Raw genomic sequence first — 21,636 nt, 5'->3', positions numbered from 1 at the left:
ACTACTCGATGATCATCACATCAGAACGTATTAGTTTAAAACATCTATTGACGGTTGAAGCACTAACTGACCAAGAAGTCATGGGGCTGATCCGGCGCGGACAAGAATTCAAACAAGGCGCAAACTGGACACCACAAAAATCACAATATTTTGCCACAAATCTCTTCTTTGAAAATAGTACAAGGACGCACAAAAGTTTTGATGTGGCAGAAAAGAAATTAGGTCTTGAAGTCATTGAATTCGAAGCAAGTACAAGTTCTGTATCAAAAGGAGAAACGCTTTATGATACTGTCTTGACCATGTCAGCATTAGGAGTAGATGTGGCGGTGATCCGTCATGGTGACGAGAATTATTATGATGAGTTGATCCAAAGTAAGACGATCCAATGTTCGATCATCAATGGTGGAGATGGAAGTGGACAACATCCGACCCAGTGTTTACTTGATCTAATGACGATCTATGAAGAATTTGGCTACTTTGAAGGATTGAAAATAGCTATCGTGGGGGATATCACCCACTCACGCGTGGCGAAATCAAACATGCAGATGTTAAAACGGCTAGGTGCAGAAGTATTTTTCTCAGGTCCGAAAGAATGGTATGACGAAGAGTTTGAAGTTTACGGACACTATCTTCCGTTAGATGAACTATTGGATCAAGTCGATGTCATGATGATGCTACGTGTCCAACATGAGCGTCATGATGGCAAGGAAAGCTTTTCCAAGGAGGCTTATCATCAAGAGTATGGCTTGACAGTTGAACGTGCTAAGAAAATGCAAAAACATGCGATCATCATGCATCCGGCACCTGTCAACCGTGATGTCGAATTAGCAGATTCTTTAGTAGAAAGCTTACAATCACGTATTGTTCAACAAATGAGCAATGGGGTCTTTATACGGATGGCCATCTTAGAAGCAGTCTTAAACGGTAAAGCTTAGAGATAAAACAATAGGAGGAATAATCATGAAAACACTCATTAAAAACGGTCGAATCAATACCCGAAATAACGAAACAACAGCAGCAGAAATTTGGATCGAAGCTGGCAAAATCAAGGCGATCGGCACTGGATTTCCTGAGGCCGAATTTGATGAAGTGTTTGATGCCAAAGGGCAATTGATCACTCCAGGATTAGTGGATGTCCATGTCCATTTACGAGAGCCTGGATTCACCTATAAGGAAACAATCGCAGCAGGAACAAAGGCTGCTGCACGTGGTGGCTTCACTACGGTATGTGCGATGCCTAATCTGGATCCAGTTCCCGATACAGCCGAGAAGTTAAAACAAGTCTATGACAGAATCAAGCAAGATGCGGTTGTCAATGTTTTACAATATGCTCCGATTACAAAAAATCTTCGAAGTGAAGAGTTAGTGGATCAAGAAGCGTTGATTGAAGAAGGCGCATTTGCTTTTACAAATGACGGAGTGGGTGTACAGACAGCAGGAACGATGTACTTAGCAATGAAAGAAGCAGCTAAAAACAACAAAGCCCTTGTAGCACATACAGAAGATGAATCCTTGTTGTTTGGTGGGGTGATGCATGAAGGAAAAAGAGCAAAAGAATTAGGACTTCCGGGGATCTTAAGCGTGACAGAATCCTCACAGATCGCACGAGATTTACTTTTAGCAGAAGCGACAGGGGTCCATTATCATGTATGTCATGTCTCAACGAAAGAAAGTGTTCGAGTGATTCGTGATGCAAAAAAAGCCGGGATACATGTCACTGCCGAAGTGTCTCCGCATCATCTGATCTTGATTGATGAAGACATCCCAGAAGATTTTGGCTTTTGGAAAATGAATCCACCATTAAGAGGAAAAGAAGATCGAGAAGCACTGATCGAAGGTCTGTTAGATGGAACAATCGACTGTATTGCCACTGATCATGCACCTCATGGACTAGAAGAAAAAAGTCGGAGTTTCTTACAATCACCATTTGGGATCGTTGGGAGTGAAACAGCTTTTCAGCTCATCTATACACATTTTGTCGAAACTGGAAGATTCACGTTAGAACAAGTCATTGATTGGATGGCTGTGAAACCAGCTGAGATTTTTGGCTTGGATGTAGGAACGTTAAGGATTGGTGCACCAGCAGATCTGGCTGTTTTTGCTACTGCACATGAATCAGTCATTGATAAAGATGAATTTTTATCAAAAGGAGAAAACACACCATTTGTTGGCTGGAAAGTCAAAGGTGAAACATTGATGACATTTGTCAATGGGAAAATTGCTTGGTTTAAGGGGGAGTAAATGGATGGAACGGTTGCTGATTTTAGAAGATGGCACAGTTTTTAAAGGAAAATCATTTGGCGCTGCGGTCAATGTATTTGGAGAAATCGTCTTTACAACCAGTATGACTGGTTACCAAGAAACAATTACAGACCAAAGTTTTAATGGACAGATCATCACTTTTACGTATCCAATGGTCGGAAATTATGGGGTAAATCGAGATGATTACGAGTCGATTTCGCCTACTTGTAAAGGGGTCGTAGTAAAGGAACACGCACGAGTTGCTTCTAACTGGCGCAGTCAAATGACTTTAGACGAATTTTTAAAACAAAAAGGGATCCCAGGGATATCGGAAATCGATACGAGAGCATTGACACGAAAAATTCGTGAAGTAGGAACGATGAAAGCAAGTATCGTGGATGCAGGGGATTCTTTTGAACATGCCTATGACCAACTAAAAGCGACTGTTCTAGCCACGAATCAAGTGCAACAAGTATCAACGAATAAGCCGTACCCAAGTCCAGGAACAGGAAGAAATGTAGCAGTGATCGATTTCGGATTGAAGCATAGTATCTTACGGGAATTAAGTAAACGAAATTGTAATCTGACAGTATTGCCTTATGATACTGATGCCGAAACGATTCTTTCATTGGCCCCCGACGGTGTCATGTTGACCAATGGTCCTGGCGATCCAAAAGATGTACCAGAAGCAATCGAGATGATCAAAAAAATTCAAGGGAAGATCCCAATTTTCGGTATTTGTTTAGGCCATCAATTATTCGCTCTTGCGAACGGAGCGGACACGTATAAGATGAAATTCGGTCATCGTGGGTTGAATCATCCAGTACGAGAAGTAGCTACAGGTAGAATCGATTTTACTTCCCAAAATCATGGCTATGCGGTGGATGAAAAAACAATTGATCCTAAGCATTTACTAGTGACTCATGTAGAAGTCAATGACCACACAGTGGAAGGAATTCGTCATCGCCACTATCCTGCCTTCAGTGTCCAATTCCACCCGGATGCTGCACCAGGACCGCATGATGCTTTACATCTGTTTGATGAATTTATGGAAATGATGGATGCAGGAAAGGAGCAGTTCTAATGCCAAAACGTACAGATATCAAAAAAATCATGGTGATCGGTTCAGGTCCGATCATTATCGGCCAGGCTGCTGAATTTGATTATGCTGGAACACAAGCTTGTTTAGCATTAAAAGAAGAGGGTTATGAAGTCGTTTTGGTCAATTCCAACCCTGCTACGATCATGACGGATAAAGAAATTGCAGATCGAGTTTATTTGGAACCAATCACTTTAGAATTTGTCTCAAGGATTTTACGCAAAGAGCGACCAGATGCTCTGCTACCAACCTTAGGAGGACAAACGGGTCTAAATATGGCTATGGAACTAGCAGAATCAGGTATTTTAGATGAGTTGGGGATCGAACTATTAGGAACGAAATTATCAGCGATTGATCAAGCTGAAGACCGTGATTTATTCAAACAATTAATGGAAGAATTGAATCAACCGATTCCTGAATCTGAAATTGTCACTACCGTTGAAGAAGCAGTCCAATTTGCCAATAAAATCGGTTATCCTATCATTGTTCGTCCAGCCTTTACCTTAGGGGGGACCGGTGGTGGAATGTGTGATAACGAAGAAGAATTACGACAAATTGCCGAAAATGGCTTGAGTTTATCTCCAGTTACGCAATGTCTGATCGAGCGAAGCATTGCCGGATTCAAAGAGATCGAATATGAAGTGATGCGTGATTCGGCAGATAATGCCATCGTGGTATGTAACATGGAAAACTTTGACCCAGTTGGGATCCATACAGGGGATTCCATCGTTTTCGCACCAAGCCAAACGTTGTCTGATAACGAATATCAAATGCTTCGAGATGCATCGTTATCCATTATCCGTGCATTAGAAATTGAAGGTGGCTGTAATGTGCAGTTGGCTCTTGATCCTGACAGTTTTAAATATTATGTGATCGAAGTCAATCCACGTGTTTCACGCTCTTCTGCCTTAGCAAGTAAAGCAACCGGTTACCCGATCGCAAAACTTGCTGCAAAAATCGCGCTTGGCCTGACCTTAGATGAAATGAAAAATCCAGTAACTGGAACAACTTATGCAGAGTTCGAACCAGCACTTGACTATGTCGTAGCAAAAATCCCCCGTTGGCCATTTGATAAATTCGAAAATGGTGAGCGAATACTAGGCACGCAAATGAAGGCTACTGGTGAAGTGATGGCTATCGGCAGAAATATCGAAGAATCATTGCTGAAAGCTGTTCGATCCCTTGAAATCGGGACTCATCACCTTGAATTAGCCGAATTAAAAGAAGTTAGTGAAGAAGAATTGATGGAAAAAATCGTGCGCGCACAAGATGATCGGTTGTTCTATCTGGCTGAAGCACTTCGCAGAGATTACCCAATCCAAGAATTAGCGGAGTTGACGAAAATCGATATCTTCTTCTTGGATAAACTACTGCATATCATCGAATTAGAAAATGAATTAAGTCAACAGTCCCAAAATTTAGCTTTACTTGAGTGCGTGAAACAAAACGGTTTTACGGATCAAAAAATCGCAAGCTTGTGGAAAACTACCGCAGAAATGATCCGTCAGATCCGAAAGGAAAATCACATTCAACCAGTATATAAAATGGTCGATACTTGTGCGGCAGAGTTTGAATCGAACACTCCTTACTTTTATAGTACGTATGAAGTAGAAAATGAGAGCAAAAAATCAGAAAAAACTTCTGTTTTAGTGTTAGGTTCTGGACCGATCCGAATTGGCCAAGGGGTGGAATTTGATTATGCGACTGTCCATTCCGTAAAAGCAATCCAGCAAGCAGGATATGAAGCGATTATTATGAATAGCAATCCTGAGACTGTTTCAACCGATTTCTCGATTTCGGATAAGCTTTATTTTGAACCATTGACGTTTGAAGATGTCATGAATGTCATTGAATTAGAACAACCTATTGGTGTGATCGTCCAATTTGGTGGACAGACTGCCATTAATCTAGCAGAGCCTTTAGCTAAAGCTGGTGTGAAAATCTTAGGAACGACGATTGAAGATTTGGATCGTGCAGAAAATCGAGATTTATTCGAACAAGCATTGCAAGAACTTGAGATTTTACAACCGCTTGGTGATACAGCAACAAGCAAACAAGAAGCCGTAGCGATTGCTGCAAAGATCGGTTATCCAGTTTTAGTTCGACCAAGTTATGTTTTAGGCGGACGAGCAATGGAAATCGTTGAAAATCAGCGTGATTTGGAAGATTACATGGAACATGCAGTTAAAGCTTCGCCAGAGCATCCCGTCTTAATCGACCGCTATTTAATAGGTAGTGAATGTGAAGTAGATGCCATTTGTGATGGAGAGACTGTCTTGATTCCTGGAATCATGGAACATATCGAGCGAGCTGGGGTTCATTCAGGGGATTCAATGGCTGTTTACCCTCCGCAAGCACTTTCTGAAGCAATCAAAAAAACAATTGAAACATACACGATTCGTCTAGCAAAAGGTTTGAACTGTATTGGTATGATGAACATCCAGTTCGTGATCCATGACAATCAGGTCTATGTGATCGAGGTGAACCCTCGGGCGAGTCGAACGGTTCCGTTTTTAAGCAAAGTCACAAATATTCCAATGGCACAACTTGCAACGAAAGCCATTTTAGGAGAAAAACTGAAGGACTTAGGTTATGAAACTGGGTTATATCCTGAATCCAAAAATGTCCATGTTAAAGCACCAGTCTTTTCCTTTACTAAACTTCGCAAAGTAGATACTTACTTAGGACCAGAGATGAAATCGACAGGTGAAGTGATGGGATCTGATCGCAGTTTGGACAAAGCACTCTATAAAGCGTTTGAAGCTGCTGGCTTACGGTTGCCTGATTATGGCGCAGTTTTGTTTACCATTGCCGATGAGACGAAAGAAGAAGCACTAGGATTGGCAAGACGCTTTACAGAGATCGGCTACAGTTTATTAGCCACAAAACATACTGCGGATTTTTTCAGAGAACATGGATTGGTTGTCACAACGGTAGCAAAAATCTCAGAAAAAACGTCAGAAAGAAATGTGGTTGATTTGATTCGTGATGAACAAGCACAAGTTGTAGTTAATACGATCGATAAAGACCGAGGAAATGCTTCAAAAGATGGGTTTATCATTCGACGTGAAGCAGTAGAACATGGCGTTCCTTTATTCACTTCCTTAGATACGGCAGATGCGATCATTCGAGTAATGGAATCTCGCGCCTTTTCGACCCAAGCCATTTAAAGAATTAGAAGAATATGTCTTATAGGAGAATAAAAAGGAAATAGACCTAAAAAATCAATACTCTTGATTTCTCCGAGCATTGGACTAAAAGTATGATTTACTCTTGTTTCATGCTCTAAATACGTATAAATGGCGGAAACAGAAGCAGCTCCTTCGACAATAAGCTGAAATTCGCAAAAAATTGAAAAATAATTTTCGTGAATTTCTTCTTATTTCTTGGAGTTAGCCACTTCTGTTCCAGTCTCTCTCTAAGAAGAGAGGCTGTAGTTAATGAGAAAAATAAATGTGAAAAAATAAGTTCCCGATTTAGGAGTGTAGCTATGAAACAAGAATTAATGAAAATCGTTCAGCAACGTCAGTTAGCACCACGAATCTATGAGATGACTTTGACGGGAGAATTAGTGAAAGAAATGAAGCATCCTGGACAATTCATTCATATCCGCGTACCACGAGCTGATTTATTATTGCGCCGACCAATTAGTTTGAATCATATTGATCAGGACGAGAAAACTTGTCGTATCATTTATCGTGTCGAAGGAGACGGAACAAAGTATTTTTCAGAATTAACTACAGGGGATACGTTGGATGTATTGGGTCCATTAGGGAATGGCTTTGATTTATCTGGATTATCAATAGGGGATGAGGTATTTATCATAGGTGGAGGTATTGGTGTACCTCCACTCTATGAATTATCAAAGCAATTAAATGAACGTGGCGTCAAGACCTCCCACTTTTTGGGATTTGCTTCAAAAGAGGTCATTTATTATGAGAACGAATTTCAGCAACTCGGAGACACAAGAATTGCTACGGATGACGGTACCTATGGGATTCATGGGAATGTCGGTAATCTTTTGATGACGACAAACAAAATCCCAGATGCTGTTTTTGCTTGTGGTTCAAATGGGTTATTGAAAACCGTCGAACAGCTTTTCAGGCAGCACTCAAATGTCCAGTTGTCACTAGAATCAAGAATGGCTTGTGGGATAGGCGCTTGTTATGCGTGTGTTTGCCATGTGCCCAATGATGAGACAGGAACGAAGAGTTTGAAAGTCTGTGATGAAGGACCGATATTTCAAGCAGGAGAGGTGGTTTTATGAGTAAGAATCCTTTGACTGTCAAGCTCCCAGGCTTGGATTTGAAAAATCCGATCATGCCGGCAAGTGGTTGTTTTGGATTTGGCAAAGAGTATGGGAAGTATTATGATTTAAATCAATTAGGTGCAATCATGGTCAAGGCGACAACTCCACAAGCACGTTTTGGAAATCCAACACCTAGAGTGGCGGAGGCACCTTCGGGAATGCTGAATGCTATTGGTTTACAAAATCCGGGCTTGGAAGTGGTGATGGATAAGTTATTGCCAGAATTAGCAGAATACCAAGATTTGCCTATTATTGCCAATGTTGCTGGAGCATGTGAAGAAGATTATGTAGCCGTATGTAATAAGATCTCAGAAGTAGAAAATGTCCATGCGATTGAATTAAATATTTCCTGTCCCAATGTGAAACATGGTGGGATTGCATTTGGAACGGATCCAGATATTGCTTTTCAGCTAACCCAAGCAGTCAAAAAAGTGGCAAAAGTTCCCGTTTATGTCAAGTTATCACCGAATGTAACGGATATTGTCCCGATTGCCCAAGCGATTGAAGCTGGTGGAGCAGATGGTTTTTCAATGATCAACACATTATTAGGCATGCGGATCGACCTCAAAACGAGAAGGCCCATTTTAGCTAATCAAACAGGTGGCTTATCTGGTCCTGCAATTAAGCCAGTAGCAATCCGTTTGATCCATCAAGTTGCGAGTATCTCGAAACTACCGATTATTGGTATGGGTGGTGTCCAAACCGTAGATGATGTATTGGAAATGTATATGGCTGGAGCGAGTGCTGTAGCGGTAGGAACAGCAAATTTTACGGATCCATATATTTGTCCCAAACTGATTGAGGAATTACCGATACGGATGAATGAACTGGGGATAGAGTCACTAGAGCAACTGATCAAAGAAGTGAGAGAGGGACGAGAAGAATGAATCAACGACCAATAATTGCGTTAGACTTTTCATCTTGGCAAGAGGTTGAAACGTTTATGCAACGTTTTCCAGAAGATGAAAAACTGTTTGTGAAAATCGGGATGGAATTATTTTATCAAGAAGGGCCAGTCATTGTTCGCTGGTTGAAAGATGCCGGACATGATGTCTTTTTGGATTTGAAACTACATGATATACCTAACACTGTCGAAAAAGCGATGCAAGGATTAGCCAAACTGGGAGTTGATCTGACTTGTGTCCATGCTGCAGGGGGAGTACGGATGATGGAAGCTGCGATGCGCGGCTTGAATGCAGGCACGCCTGAAGGAAAAAAACGACCATTGTTATTGGCGATTACGCAATTGACTTCCACTAGCGAAGAAGAAATGCATCAGGATCAACTGATTGAAGTACCACTGGAAGAAAGTGTGATCCATTATGCGAACTGCGCTAAAAAAGCAGGCTTAGATGGGGTAGTCTCTTCTGCTTTAGAGGTACAAGCCATCAAACAACAAGCAGGAGATAACTTCGTTTGTTTAACACCAGGGATCAGACCAGAAGGAACAGTAGCTGGGGATCAAACACGAATTGTGACCCCTGCGCAGGCAAAAGAAATCGGATCTACCTTCATCGTTGTTGGTAGACCAATCACACAAGCTCAAGATCCTTACCAAGCATACCAAACAATAAAAGCAGAATGGAGCCAATCAAATGAATATTGAACAAACAATTGCTAAAGACTTATTAGAAATTGAGGCAGTGTTTTTAAGTCCAAGCCAGCCTTTTACGTGGGCGAGTGGAATTAAAAGTCCTATCTATTGTGACAATCGGATTACGATGAGTTATCCAAAAGTAAGAAGAGAAATTGCTATAGGTTTGGCAGCTAAAATCAAAGAAACTTTTCCTGATGTAGAAGTGATCGCTGGTACAGCTACTGCGGGTATTCCTCATGCTGCTTGGGTCGCTGAGATTTTAGATCTACCGATGGTTTACATCAGAAGCAAGGCAAAGGATCATGGAAAAGGGAATCAAATTGAAGGAAGAATCTTCGAAGGACAAAAAATGGTGATCATTGAAGATTTGATCTCGACAGGTGGTAGTGTCTTGGAAGCAGCTGAAGCAGCGAAAAGAGAAGGAGCCAACGTTTTAGGTGTTGCTGCGATTTTCACGTACGAACTACCAAAAGGAAAAATGAATTTCGAACAAGCAGGGCTACCATTAGTTACCTTAACCAATTATTCTGTATTGATTGAATTTGCCTTAGCAAATAAAACAATCGACGAAACAGAACTAGAATTACTAAAAGAATGGAAACAAGATCCTGAGAATTGGTCAAAAAATTAAGTGACACTAAGCCAATTCCAATGTATCTTTTGTATTGTGATGGATGAGCATCTAGTAAAACTTATTTGACATATCTAGAAACTAGAGGCTCTTTGCCAAAGCATGTTTAGTGGGAACGGCACAGTGACAATGAATACATTCTTAAGATGAATAGCGAAGCATTCCACGAAAGAAAAGTACAAATTTGGCTTTGTACTTTTCTGGCTCTTTGTCAAACGATGTTGGTGAAGAGAAATCCTAGAATGATTGGTGAACAGAAAGAACTATTTTTCTTTCTGTTCCTTTTTTTATTTTATGAGTAATGCTTTCCCATGCCGAGTCATGATTCGTAATTTAAAGTTGTAAAAGCTTCGGAACCCATAGGCATTTCGTTTTAATACCTTGATATGATTGTTCAAACACTCCAAAGGGCCATTTGAGTAGCCATAACGTAGGGCGTTCTCGATTTGTGGAAGAAACTTTTTAAAGGTTTTCAAAGTTCTATCATAGATTTCAGGAAGGTCTGTTTTTCCCACATTTAAATATTCTTTAAACGTGTCAATTTCCCGCTTTTTAACTGCATAAAGTAGATTTTGATAGAGTTGATAACCAGAGCTCTTATACACATCTAGATGTGTATAAGAGACAGATCATAGATTTCAGGAAGGTCTGTTTTTCCCACATTTAAATATTCTTTAAACGTGTCAATTTCCCGCTTTTTAACCTGTCTCTTATACACATCTAGATGTGTATAAGAGACGAGTATCTTTGATAAGCTGAGTATGAGACATCTTGAATCCTCCTTATGAATGGTTAAGCCAAATCAATTCTAAAGGATTTCAAGGTGTCTTTTCTATCTTTTTTCTCAATAAAAAAGATGTCAGTGGAATCCACCAACATCAAAAAGTATAGAGCCACTTTTCTTTTTTTAATCAATAAAATGGAACCGTACCGCTGATATGGCACTTATCACAAGCATATCGTAAGAACAGATATTGAAGGTCGAGCAATACAAGAGCAAGGCAAACAACGTAAGAAGTCTCAAGACAGATAAAGGTGAGTTCGTCATTACCACAACACCGACACAAGCGGTGGTGATGATTACATAGAGAAAGCCTATTTCCTCTGTTGTTTCTCCATGGGGCAGGGAAAAAAGATGAATTATCGCTTGACTTACCGCGATTCGTTCTTTGTTTTCTCATGTATTATATGTATAATGTATAAGATAGTTGTACGAAAAGCAGTATGTGTTACCTCCTCTTTGTAACGCTTTGAAAGGTGAAAATTGAATGGGAAGCGAAATACATTACCCATCTGAAAATACGCCTTAAATGCGTTGATATATTGGAAAAACGAACCCAAAATTGTTACATTCACGAGAATATCACACAAGGCGAAGATACCGTAAAAAGTATTTTCGCCTTGTTGTTATGCTATGCGTAAATCAATTCACTGTTGATAATCTCCGTTGCACAGCTCTAAATATTTTCCTTCTTTGCAATCTATTCCATAAGCTTCTCTGCTTTAAGCTGTTCCGCCACGTCCTGTTCGTTTGCCATCTCTGAAATCAGACAGAGAGACATCTCCTGAGCCTGTTTACCTGTTTATAAATGTCGGTTAGAAACTGTTCACCTTGTCCTCCATCAGCATTGTAGTGTAGGAGGTTTTCCTATGTTCTTTTAAGTATGCCTTATGTCGCTGTTCCCAAATGCCGATAGGATTGTTTTATTCTTCGGAAAGTGTCAGGGAAGGCATATAACAATCGACTTGTAATTCTTACCATAAACCGTTGTCGCTGCCATAGATGTATTTTTCCATTGCGCTGTCCTCTAAAATAATCTGTTCATACCTCACATTTTCCAGATTGCCACAACCTGTTATAGCTTGTTGTGAGATTTTTCTTCCATGATTTTTCTCTTATGAGTGGGTGTGGGAAGTATAAAATGTTGCGAAATCGTATAGAGAAATATGACGAGAACATTACGATAAGTCCTTTATTTTCAAGGCTTTAAGAGGGGAGTGTCAAATCCCTTGCAACCGTATAATCAGTTGGAAAATTCTAAGTTTTCATTCATATTAGTGGAGCTTTAGTGACTCATATGACTTATCTCAAAGATAAAAAATGTCACAAATTCTAGAAGGCCGTTTGATGCTGCTTGTTTTATAATTGGTATGAATACAGATTAAAAAAGAATCATTAAAAAAAAAACATAGAAAGGAAATGTGAGCCATAGATTTTAGTACTGGATACGTTCGATTGTTTAAGGAAATATAAACGTTTATTTAATCTTTGCTTTTTCATTGTTGAACCCTGTTTTTACGCAAAAATAAATGATGCTTTTGGATAATCTCTAATCAGAGATTTTAAATCAAGTAATAAAACACTTAATTTTAGGAGAGTAATTGTATGGAGCTTTAAAACAGGTTAAGTTTTTAGTAACAAAATATCCTTTTTAAACTTAATGGAAGGAATGAAGAAAATGCCAGGGAAAAATCACAGAGAAGTAATCGGTTTGTACAACAACATACTTAATGATAAAAATGGTTCGAAAAACGCACAAAAGACGTTGAACTTTATTGCTAAACATTCTGGACAACAGCTGTCATCTGAAGGAATTAGGACGCCAGTGGGGCTTTTTTATACCAGCCTCCTTTTGAGTACACTTGTACCAGTAAGGGATCGACCAAATCAACAAACTGCTGTCAAACAAACCACCGCAGCTTTTGAAGCCAATACATATATAGTTGTCAGACATGAAGACAATCAAACAAATATCCGTTCCTTTGCTTCACATTCTATCGTAAATCGCACTCGAATCACTCCTCCTTTTCCAGAGAATACCACCCAAGTAATGCTTCACCAACAAACGTTCACGCAACTATTTTTCAATTTAGTTGATGCAACCCATGACTGGAGTCTACATATCCATAAGGAAGCCCATCAGCTTGCAGAACTGTTAGAATGTCGTACGACTACTAGAGCAGATTTAGAGAAAAAATGGGGACTTTGGGAAAAATATGATTCGAAAGATCCTAGTGGAAAATACCATGTTCAAACGATTTGTCAGAAAGCAATTGCTAAAGCTCAGCAAAAAAATAATCAACTACCGGAACAAGGAAGTGGAAATCAACACTTTTCTTTTGAACGCAAGCCAAATATGCCCGATCAAGGGGCTAGTTATTTTTTTGCTGGGGATTTGGTTCAAAAATTAAGAGCCACCTTTCAAACATACTTAGAAAAAAGGAAAAATCAAAGTATATATGACATAAAAGGTATGCCTACAAACTTACATAATCAGCTAATAGAAATATTTTGGGGCGGATTAGCTGACCTATTTGCTCATTTTCTTAATCAACATGAGCATACATCCTATACTCAAGAGCCAGTAGGAAGAAGTAGTGGATCGGTGATCCATTATTTTCTAGAGTTGCTAAGTCGAAGCTTTTCAGGGGACTATGGGGAACAAGTATCGGCAAGTTTAGAAAGAGAAAAGAACTTAACAGATTTAGTGAATACTCTCCCAGTTAACTACTCGATGTCAACAAATAATTCAAAAAAGAAACCAAAAAATCAAAAGTGGAAAAATCAAGAGAGAAACAAACAAAAAAGAAACAAGCAAAAAAGAAAACTACGAGAGACGACTGGGAAAAATGTACCTGTGTTGAATGTTGAAGAAGTGAGTTTTTTTACTCAACTTTGGCAGTTGGCAGAGGATTTTTCAAAAACGATGGATCAATACATAAAACATTTAGATGTTCTTCAATTCTTAGGAGCTGAAGCAAGTCCAATTTCTGAAGAGAAAATTGCTAAAATTTCTATAGATACCATATTAAAAGCAAAAATAAATCGCATAGTTAGTGCTTATTTAAATAATCAAACACTTTTATTATCAACGAGTGAGTCACTGAGCCCTGTCTGGGATGATGCTGATATTTTTCAAAAGCGTGGTGAAACAGATACGGTTAATCAAAACATCAAGTCGTTTCTATGTGAACAGAAGATCTTGTGTAATGATTCGTCCAATCTTGAGATCATTTTATCTGCACAGAAATGGGTAGATGAAGGTGGAACGAATGCAGAAGATAGACGTAACCAGATAGCTCGTATGATTCTCAAATCATCAGGACTTGCTGAAGAAAACCTTTCAGATACTAGAGGAAAAGATATTTTCCAACAATGGAAAAATAATAATGCTTTGATGGGTTTTACATTTGAAGAAGAGATGCAAGCGTCCCTAAACGAACCACAAATTTATGCGGAGACAACCAAAGTAATCAGTCAGGCGAATGTAAACCAAACGTCCACAAGCGACTCTGAATTGGAACAAGTCAATAAAATCGTTGGAAGTATTATAACCTCTGCTATTCCACCGACACGGTTTCAAGAGCCCCTGCCAATATTCTATTATGATTATGAGCTTTTTCAAAAACGAAATAAAACCAGTAGTGTGAATAAAAAAATGAAGGATTTTTTCCTTAACGAAGGGGTTGAGATCCACAATATTTCTGTAAATGAACTAGTGGGAGCGTATCAGAAATGGGTTAGGAAGGAAAAATTTGACCAAACAGCAAAAGAACAGTTTTGGATGTATTTCATTTTGAAAGCTTATGGCATTGAAAATCTAAGATTGGGGGAATTTATATCACCTACAAGACTACAGAGAATTTTTATGCAATGGAAAGTCAACACGCTGTTAGAAGACTATGTTTATAAAGAAGTCACTGAGGGCACGCTCCCATATAAATTATCGCAATTAGAGACCTCTCTGATTACTCAATATCAAAATCAAAAAAAAGAAAGTGATCAAATTTATGTAGACTTTATCAATGATCGACCACCGACAATTGATAAGTCTCAACCAATCATCGCTGTTTATTATAATGAACTTCTCTTTAAGGAGCGAGACAAAACATCAGCAGTGAATGAGGCTGTTAGAAAATTACTCATTAAGCAGGATGTTACTTTTAGGAATCTGTCCGCAAGTGAATTGGTTCGAGGAATGCAAGGCTGGATCCTTGAAGGAAAAACATACGCAACCATTTCAGAAAGAGAAAAAAAGGTCGCAAAACTCCTTCAAAAGGAGTACGGAATTATAGTGAAAGAAGTAACAGAAGAAGAGGCACGACAGCTCTTACTTCAATGGGAAAATAACAATGCCCAGGCAGGTTATACCTACAAGGAAATCAGTATCGCTGAGATTGACAAGGTACAAGCAGGGGGAAACAAAAAAAATCATGAGATAAATCAAAAAATCAGGACATTTCTAAGTAAAAATGCGGATGATCCCATCAAGCAAGTAGCAAGTGAACCTAAGAAAACTCCCCTTACTAAATTAAGTAAGAAACAAAAAAGTCAGTTACGCAAAAGTGTCATTGATTTTTTAATTGAAAGAGGCGTAGAACTCAAGGGAGATAGTCCAAATGAACTGATTCAAACGATCACGCATTGGGTATTACTTGAAAAAGAAACGCAAAAGACATTGGATTTCACTAAAGTGAAGCCATTAGCTAAACGCCTCCTTGGATTGAAAGAGGACGTGGTGATTTCAGAAAAAGAAGCAGAATCAACTTTACTCAAATGGATGAATAGCATAGCTGAAAATGATAATTCCTCTTTGAGTACTCCTAAACCATATGAAGATAGTCAACAAGAAGTGACGAGTACACAAATTCCAGTAACCACAGAGAATCCCCAAAAAACAACAAACGCTACGTATGATACTGGTCAATGGCGTAATCCAAATGTGATGAAACAAGTCAAACATTTTTTTATCAATAAAGGGTTACTATCTAAAGATCCTAAAAAAGAACAGATAATGGTCGCTGTGGGGAAATGGTTCACACAAGAAGGTAGCGGAATGGTTTTTACGAATGAGAAGCTCCAACCATTAACGAAAGTGATCCTTTATGAATTGAATCTTTATGGGGGAAAAGTAGGAGAGAACATATCTGTCAATGATGCTAAATCAACAGTGATGAAATGGGTCATTGAAAATGTGTTAGGAAGCTCGGTTGAAACGTACATGCTACAGAAGATCCTTGAGTCACCCGAAAATCCATCTCAATTCACCATTGGTCATCTTAGAAATTTATTTGAGGTCGATGAATTGAAAAAGACAGGTTTTGTTAGTTTTCATCCTCTTAGTGTCTCTTTACAGCAGGAAAAGAATTTAGAAAAAGAAGAAATCATTTTTAAAAAGCTGTGGGTAGCATGTGTCAATCAAGTGTTACCCAATTATTTTCTTGAGACAAGTGCTTTGGCAGATGAATTGTTGGTCTCTGATTATGGTTCTTTGATGCAGTTGATGGGGGCAACTTTTTTAAAAAGTTCTGGGCACCTCACGCACTTCAACCAAACAGAGATTCGTATCTTAGGCGCATTTTTCTTGGAAAAAGTGATGGAAGCAGGAGCAAACACTCTTGAAGAGTGGCGGATTCTCCTGATACCAGCATTGCTCGCCACTGTACAACTAGAACCGGATTTGTTACGTGAGGCTTTAAAAAATGGGAACCATCAAGAAGTCATCCTTCAAACATTTATAGGCTATTGGCAAAGAGGTTATTTCAAACTCATGGAAAATCAAGAGATAATCAATAATCTGTTTAAAAAATATCAAGAAGCGATGCTTGAATGGCGCCGTAAAAAGGCGTTAGCAGAAGAGGTAGCGAATATATGTCTTGAACGTGGGTTTCCTTACACCAAGTATATGTTAGAGCAAGTATATCTTGGTGGAAGAGAGCCTTGTCCTGAGCAATGGACACCACCTAATTTAGAAGAATGGTATACTCGTTTGACCAAAGCCGTGTCAGAATCCTATTTTCTTTTTGATAAAAAACTGATTGAATTTGCGTTGAGGTCGATCGATCAACAGGAAATCGATTTTATTTTTTCCGAAGAGACCCATCTTTACGAGGGGAAAGCCGAGTTGAAAAATGAAATTCATTATACAGGTGGTGCACCTGGGACAGGTGGAATGCTTCTTATTAATGTTAAGGGGCGAGTGACGTGGTGGGATACAACGCTGAATCTAGACAAAACGGATCTATTCGTGGCAATTCAGGGAGATAAAGAGCGCTGGTATGCGTTGAAAAGATTGGATAAAGAAGGTGGCTATGTCATATATCGAGTCGATAAGGATCCACTGTTATACCTTAAATATGGATTATTAGATCATCAAGACATATGGATCCATGGTTACAAAAAAGAAGGAGATATGATCCGGATTGGGAAAAATCTCTACACATTTACCAATCGTGTGAATCGAGACAAGGAGTTATCCCATGGTACGGAGATGCAAGGGCTGATTGAGACACTTAGTCGCACGCATAGTGATCATCTGTATCAACAACTGTATGAGTCGGGAAATGACAAAACACGCAATGAACAAATTTGGGATGTAATCAAGCATTTTATTCCATTTTATGATTGTGTAACTGGGATCATCAATCAAGATGCGGCTGAAGCAGTTCCTTCTTGTATAATCGATGCCATACTCTTGATCCCAGTTTTAGGGCAGATTACCGCCCTTAATACGAAATTCGCTTTAGGGATGGCAAGAGCTATTATACAAGGAGGAATAAAAAATGCTATTCAGAAGAGTGCGCATTTTGTTCCTAAAATGGCTGAGATCAGGAAAGTTTTGATCAATATTGTACGATACTTCGATCCAGGGGTTGAGTTAGTAATAGATGGGGGACGACTCGTTACCAAGGCATTATTGAAATGGCAAAACCAAGCACGTGTGAGTAGTGAGATCAAACTACTTTTAGAACGACTGGAAGCACTGGAAAAGAACAGAGCGCCTGTTTCTCAAAAAATTGTGATGGCACATTTGCCGGGCAACGGACTGGAGGTGCCGGTGAGGCGAGTGAAAGATCATCTATATATGCAAGTGACGAATCTAGAAACTGAGGATGTATTTGGAAAGTTATATATGCTAAAGGGAAAGCAATTAGAAACTTTTAAAGGGCCTGTGACCTTTAGGGCCGATCAAATTGCGTTGCTTCATCGACTAAAAGTCAAACTAGATGAAAAGCAAGTGTTTGTTATCGTAGAAAACATGAATTCAAAGGCTTATGGAGAGGGTCCAATCCTGACAGTGGCAAAGGAAGGAGAAGAAACACAGCATTTTATTACAATGAATGGGGAATTGATTCCTGTGAAGATCACACCTATCAAGGAGCACGGAGTACGGTTTGATGTATATGATGGGGAAAAGATATTTTCGGTGAACTATAATGGAGTTGAGTGGTATTTCGAAGCACCAACTTCTCCTTTTGTGTCGAAGGAATTAGAGAAACAAATCGCTGGGATGCTAGACCAGTTTGAGACGTTGAAGAATCCAAGTGGACTTTCTGCTCCAGATGAAAAAGGATTGTTATGGAATGAGTTAGGAAGGTCTTATATCAAAATCGTAGATCACTACATTCCGTTAATCTTATTGAATAAGGAGAGAAATCGGTATCACTTAGTCAAAAAAAATTTTAATGAGGCGATGACTGTATTGAAATTTGATACGGAAATGACTCAATTTCGCATGGAAACAGCCTTGGAAAAGCAACAAATGATGAGAGGAATTGAAGAGGAGGGAGAACTTCTATTTTATGGAGGGAAAAGTGACACTAAAAAAAAATCGTCCAGCAGTTCTTCACTAGGAGAAATGCCAAGTACTTCACATGGAGGGTCATTACAGATGAGTGAAACTGGGGTGGTTACGGACTATAATAAACTTCCACCATCCGCTGGGAAAGGAGAGGAATGGACCAAACACAGAAACGCAATAGTTTATGAAGAAGTAGCTGAAAGAACGGAAAATCCTAATGTCGTACTTCCGCCGTTGTCTGGATTTATCTCGACACCAACTCCTGCTTATCTAGTGAACGATGCACCGATTAGAGAGGGTATTATTAAAAGGATTAAAGAATATTATGATATAAATTTCCGTGTATTTACTGGGCTTCAGTCAAATACGGTCCCACCCTTTCTCAAGCCGTTTATCGAAGAACTGTCAGAAGAATTTAGAACAGCTCAGGACTATTTCGATCGAGCAATACTAAAGTGTAATATTACTCTCTGTCAAGCAACCATTTCGGAAACTAGGTTAGGAGAATATTTGACAAAAATGTTTAACTTGGAGGAAGTGGTCAATAAAGAAGAAATCTTAAGAGAAAGCCTCGAACGATTGTTAGCGATAGCGGAAAAAGGAGAGAAGTTCCTTCAACAAACCAGGGACTGGGGTTTTGAAAATATTTGGGTTGTCTCAAGTGACTTGGTTCAGCAAGGAGACTCACAAGTCTATTATACATCACTTAATAAGTTTATACCGCGGGCATTCGCAATGAGATATGATAGTGAATGTCGAATGATGATTTTAGCTGATTCATTCCATTTTAATCCAGATTTTGACCCAGCAATTGAGCTGAAAACACCTATAGAAGAAGCAGTTATGCATGAAACGACACATCTTACTTCAAAAACAGTCGATTTAATGAGATACAGTTTTCCAAGCAAAGGCTTTCGTTTTTCTGGAAAAAGTATATTATCTTCAATCCATGAAAATTTTCAAGCCGTAGTAGAATCTGAGGGCTTCGAACGATTTGTTGCACAATTGGCTAAGGAGCTAAAATTACCGAATTTATCAAAAGAAGCTGTTGCTCGAGCAATTGATGTAGATCCAATGTTAAAGGTTAATTTTTTGTTGACGGATGCGGAAGTTGTTACAATTATTCTCAGAGATTTTGTTGAGGGGAGAAGCTATGACGACCTAGTTCCAACTCGTGTCACAAGAAACACGGATAAGCTAGGCTTAGGAAAGGGTTTTATGATTCAACTACTAGCTTTGGATCATATATACAATTACCAACTATTAAAGAAGGATCTTGAATTAATCAAGTCACAAGAACAAGTAGAAGTGACGTCAGAAAGTGCTATTTCGTCAAGTATAACTGGCAACTCGACATCTAGTGAGATAAAACAAACGACCACTAGGATGAAAAGTTTTTTAAATCTTAAAGTGACTAGTATAGAAGAAAGCAATATTAGAAATAAAACCACTTTGAGCCAACGTTCAGGCAAGAAAAAAAAAGAGTTACAGTCGCAACTTTAACCATACATAACTATAAATTAACTAAAAATAGGTTGTGTTTTAATTTAGCATAGTTCCAAAATGTCGGTATAAAGCTGCCAGATAAGGAGGTCGCCACTTAATTACAGAGGAAAGGGTTCCATTTAGTGGGATATGTTAAACCTCTGCTTACAAAGATGGTAAAGACAGCTTGCTGTTCAACAAAGGATGAGTGTTCATTATTTTCACCTACGATATCAGTGCTTTTATTCGCTAAAAAGAGTTCGTAAGACAAGTGTTTATACTTGTGTTTTCATTTTACCCATGCTATAGTAAATAAGTAATCTATTTTGAAATGTAATTTGAGCTATAACAGTTAATCTGTGTAGGACTCCTTTTGCTAATCAAAGTTATTGCAATCAAACACGTAAATTGATACGTAACAGGAGGAAATATACATGAGTAACGGTACAGTAAAATGGTTTAATGCAGATAAAGGTTTTGGTTTTATCACAGCGGAAGATGGTAATGATGTATTTGCCCATTTCTCAGCTATCCAAGACGAAGGCTTCAAAACTTTAGAAGAAGGCCAAGCAGTAACATTTGATGTTGAAGATGGTCAACGTGGACCACAAGCAGTAAACATCGTTAAAGCTTAATTAAACGATAACTGATCGACTGATCTTCCATTATGGAAGATCAGTTTTTTGTTTATTTGAATCCTATTATTCTTGGCTCTTTGTCAAACACACATGAATTCGCAAACTCATTCACCCTGAAGAATGAAAGGTAAGATTGTAGTACAATTATAGGGGAAAGGAAAAAAGCCGCCATTATTTTGGAAAAGCAAGTGATGCCGATTGTCAAACTGGCTTGCTTTATTTCTCGAGAACCTTGAAATATTGCCAATGAGCATGTGTATAAAAATTTGATTTTACATGAAATAAAGCACTCCTTTCCTAAAATCATGGGAAAGGAGTGCCTTTTTATGGAAATCATTTACGAATGCTGTGCTGGATTAGATGTCCATCAAAGTAATGTTGTTGCTTGTGTTTTACAAGGTCCGCTTACTTCTACCAGACCAAAAAAACATCTACAAAAATTTGATACGACCACCAAAGGATTATTAGCCCTACATGAATGGCTAACGGATTTTGATTGTGAGATTGTCGCTATGGAAAGTACAGGTATTTATTGGAAACCGGTTTGGCACATTCTTCAAGGAAATTTCGACTTAGTTCTAGCTAATCCGTATAAAATTAAAAATATTCCTGGGCAAAAAACGGATAAAAAAGATGCAAGTTGGATTGCTAAGTTGCTGCGAGTAGGTTTGATTCCCAAAAGTTTTGTTCCAGAGGAACCTATACAAGATTTGCGTGAACTCACACGGTTAAGAAAAATGTGGATCGAATCTAGAAATCGAGAAAAGAATCGCGCGCACAAAATTTTACAGACTGCCGGAATTAAAATAACTTCTTACATGACAGATATATTCGGATTATCTGGAAGAAATTTATTAAATCTATTGATTAATGAGGAAGATATTACTGCAGAAAAAGTTGAAGCGGCTGTTTATACTTCTTTAAAATTTAAAGTGCCGGAATTAGTGGAAGGACTTACTGGCTTTTTCAGAAGTCATCACAAGTTTTTATTGGCACAAATTTTAGATGTTATTGATATGTATAACAGTAAGATTGGTGAACTAGAAACCAAAAT

Annotated in this window: 12 protein-coding genes and 1 pseudogene; 11 read left to right on the top strand and 2 right to left on the bottom strand. The window is 38.8% G+C overall.

Going from position 1 to position 21,636, the window contains the following annotated elements; all coding sequences use genetic code 11:
* The first annotated feature begins 8 nt into the window (after positions 1-8).
* From A5844_RS00670 to pyrE, 8 genes are all read left to right on the top strand, one after another.
* A complete protein-coding gene (locus tag A5844_RS00670) occupies positions 9-935 on the top strand; it encodes an aspartate carbamoyltransferase catalytic subunit (RefSeq protein ID WP_086283147.1) in 927 nt (308 codons plus the stop codon).
* Positions 936-960: 25 nt separating this feature from the next.
* Positions 961-2,241 carry a dihydroorotase gene (gene pyrC, locus A5844_RS00665; RefSeq protein WP_086283146.1) on the top strand — a complete coding sequence of 427 codons (1,281 nt, stop codon included), beginning with the start codon at positions 961-963 and terminating at the stop codon, positions 2,239-2,241.
* 4 nt (positions 2,242-2,245) lie between these two features.
* Positions 2,246-3,325 (top strand): carbamoyl phosphate synthase small subunit, encoded by a 1,080-nt coding sequence (locus A5844_RS00660; protein ID WP_086283145.1) that lies wholly within the window; start codon positions 2,246-2,248, stop codon positions 3,323-3,325.
* A complete protein-coding gene (gene carB / locus A5844_RS00655; RefSeq protein WP_086283144.1) occupies positions 3,325-6,510 on the top strand; it encodes a carbamoyl-phosphate synthase large subunit in 3,186 nt (1,061 codons plus the stop codon). Before A5844_RS00660 ends, carB begins: the two co-directional genes overlap by 1 nt.
* A gap of 320 nt (positions 6,511-6,830) precedes the next feature.
* Complete coding sequence (locus tag A5844_RS00645) at positions 6,831-7,607, top strand: dihydroorotate dehydrogenase electron transfer subunit (protein ID WP_086283143.1); 777 nt, start codon at positions 6,831-6,833, stop codon at positions 7,605-7,607.
* Positions 7,604-8,536 carry a dihydroorotate dehydrogenase gene (locus A5844_RS00640; protein ID WP_086283142.1) on the top strand — a complete coding sequence of 311 codons (933 nt, stop codon included), beginning with the start codon at positions 7,604-7,606 and terminating at the stop codon, positions 8,534-8,536. The genes A5844_RS00645 and A5844_RS00640 overlap by 4 nt, the downstream gene beginning before the upstream one ends.
* Positions 8,533-9,255, top strand: a complete 723-nt coding sequence (gene pyrF, locus A5844_RS00635; protein ID WP_086283141.1) for an orotidine-5'-phosphate decarboxylase — start codon at positions 8,533-8,535, stop codon at positions 9,253-9,255. Before A5844_RS00640 ends, pyrF begins: the two co-directional genes overlap by 4 nt.
* Positions 9,245-9,877, top strand: a complete 633-nt coding sequence (pyrE, locus tag A5844_RS00630; RefSeq protein WP_086283140.1) for an orotate phosphoribosyltransferase — start codon at positions 9,245-9,247, stop codon at positions 9,875-9,877. The genes pyrF and pyrE overlap by 11 nt, the downstream gene beginning before the upstream one ends.
* Positions 9,878-10,164: 287 nt before the next feature.
* On the opposite strand, the pseudogene A5844_RS00625 reads toward pyrE, so the two are convergent.
* Both A5844_RS00625 and A5844_RS14380 read right to left on the bottom strand, forming a co-directional pair.
* A pseudogene (locus A5844_RS00625) lies at positions 10,165-10,467 on the bottom strand (transposase); the annotation flags it as partial.
* Between the two features lie 1,006 nt (positions 10,468-11,473).
* A complete protein-coding gene (locus A5844_RS14380; RefSeq protein WP_244610775.1) occupies positions 11,474-11,566 on the bottom strand; it encodes a TnpV protein in 93 nt (30 codons plus the stop codon).
* A 770-nt stretch (positions 11,567-12,336) separates the two neighbouring features.
* On the opposite strand from A5844_RS14380, the gene A5844_RS00615 reads away from it, so the two are divergent.
* The 3 genes from A5844_RS00615 to A5844_RS00605 form a co-directional block, all read left to right on the top strand.
* Complete coding sequence (locus A5844_RS00615; protein WP_086283138.1) at positions 12,337-19,962, top strand: QWxxN domain; 7,626 nt, start codon at positions 12,337-12,339, stop codon at positions 19,960-19,962.
* A 416-nt stretch (positions 19,963-20,378) separates the two neighbouring features.
* Positions 20,379-20,579: a cold-shock protein gene (locus tag A5844_RS00610; RefSeq protein WP_086283137.1), complete on the top strand. Its 201-nt coding sequence runs from the start codon at positions 20,379-20,381 to the stop codon at positions 20,577-20,579.
* Between the two features lie 329 nt (positions 20,580-20,908).
* Positions 20,909-21,636, top strand: a 728-nt coding sequence (locus tag A5844_RS00605) for an IS110 family RNA-guided transposase (protein WP_179190508.1), incomplete at its 3' end; no start/stop codon positions are given.

The sequence above is a fragment of the Candidatus Enterococcus wittei genome (genome assembly GCF_002140175.1).
GTDB lineage: Bacteria > Bacillota > Bacilli > Lactobacillales > Enterococcaceae > Enterococcus_B > Enterococcus_B wittei.
Note: the sequence above shows the minus strand (reverse complement) of the source record. Positions and strands in the feature narration are given on the sequence as shown.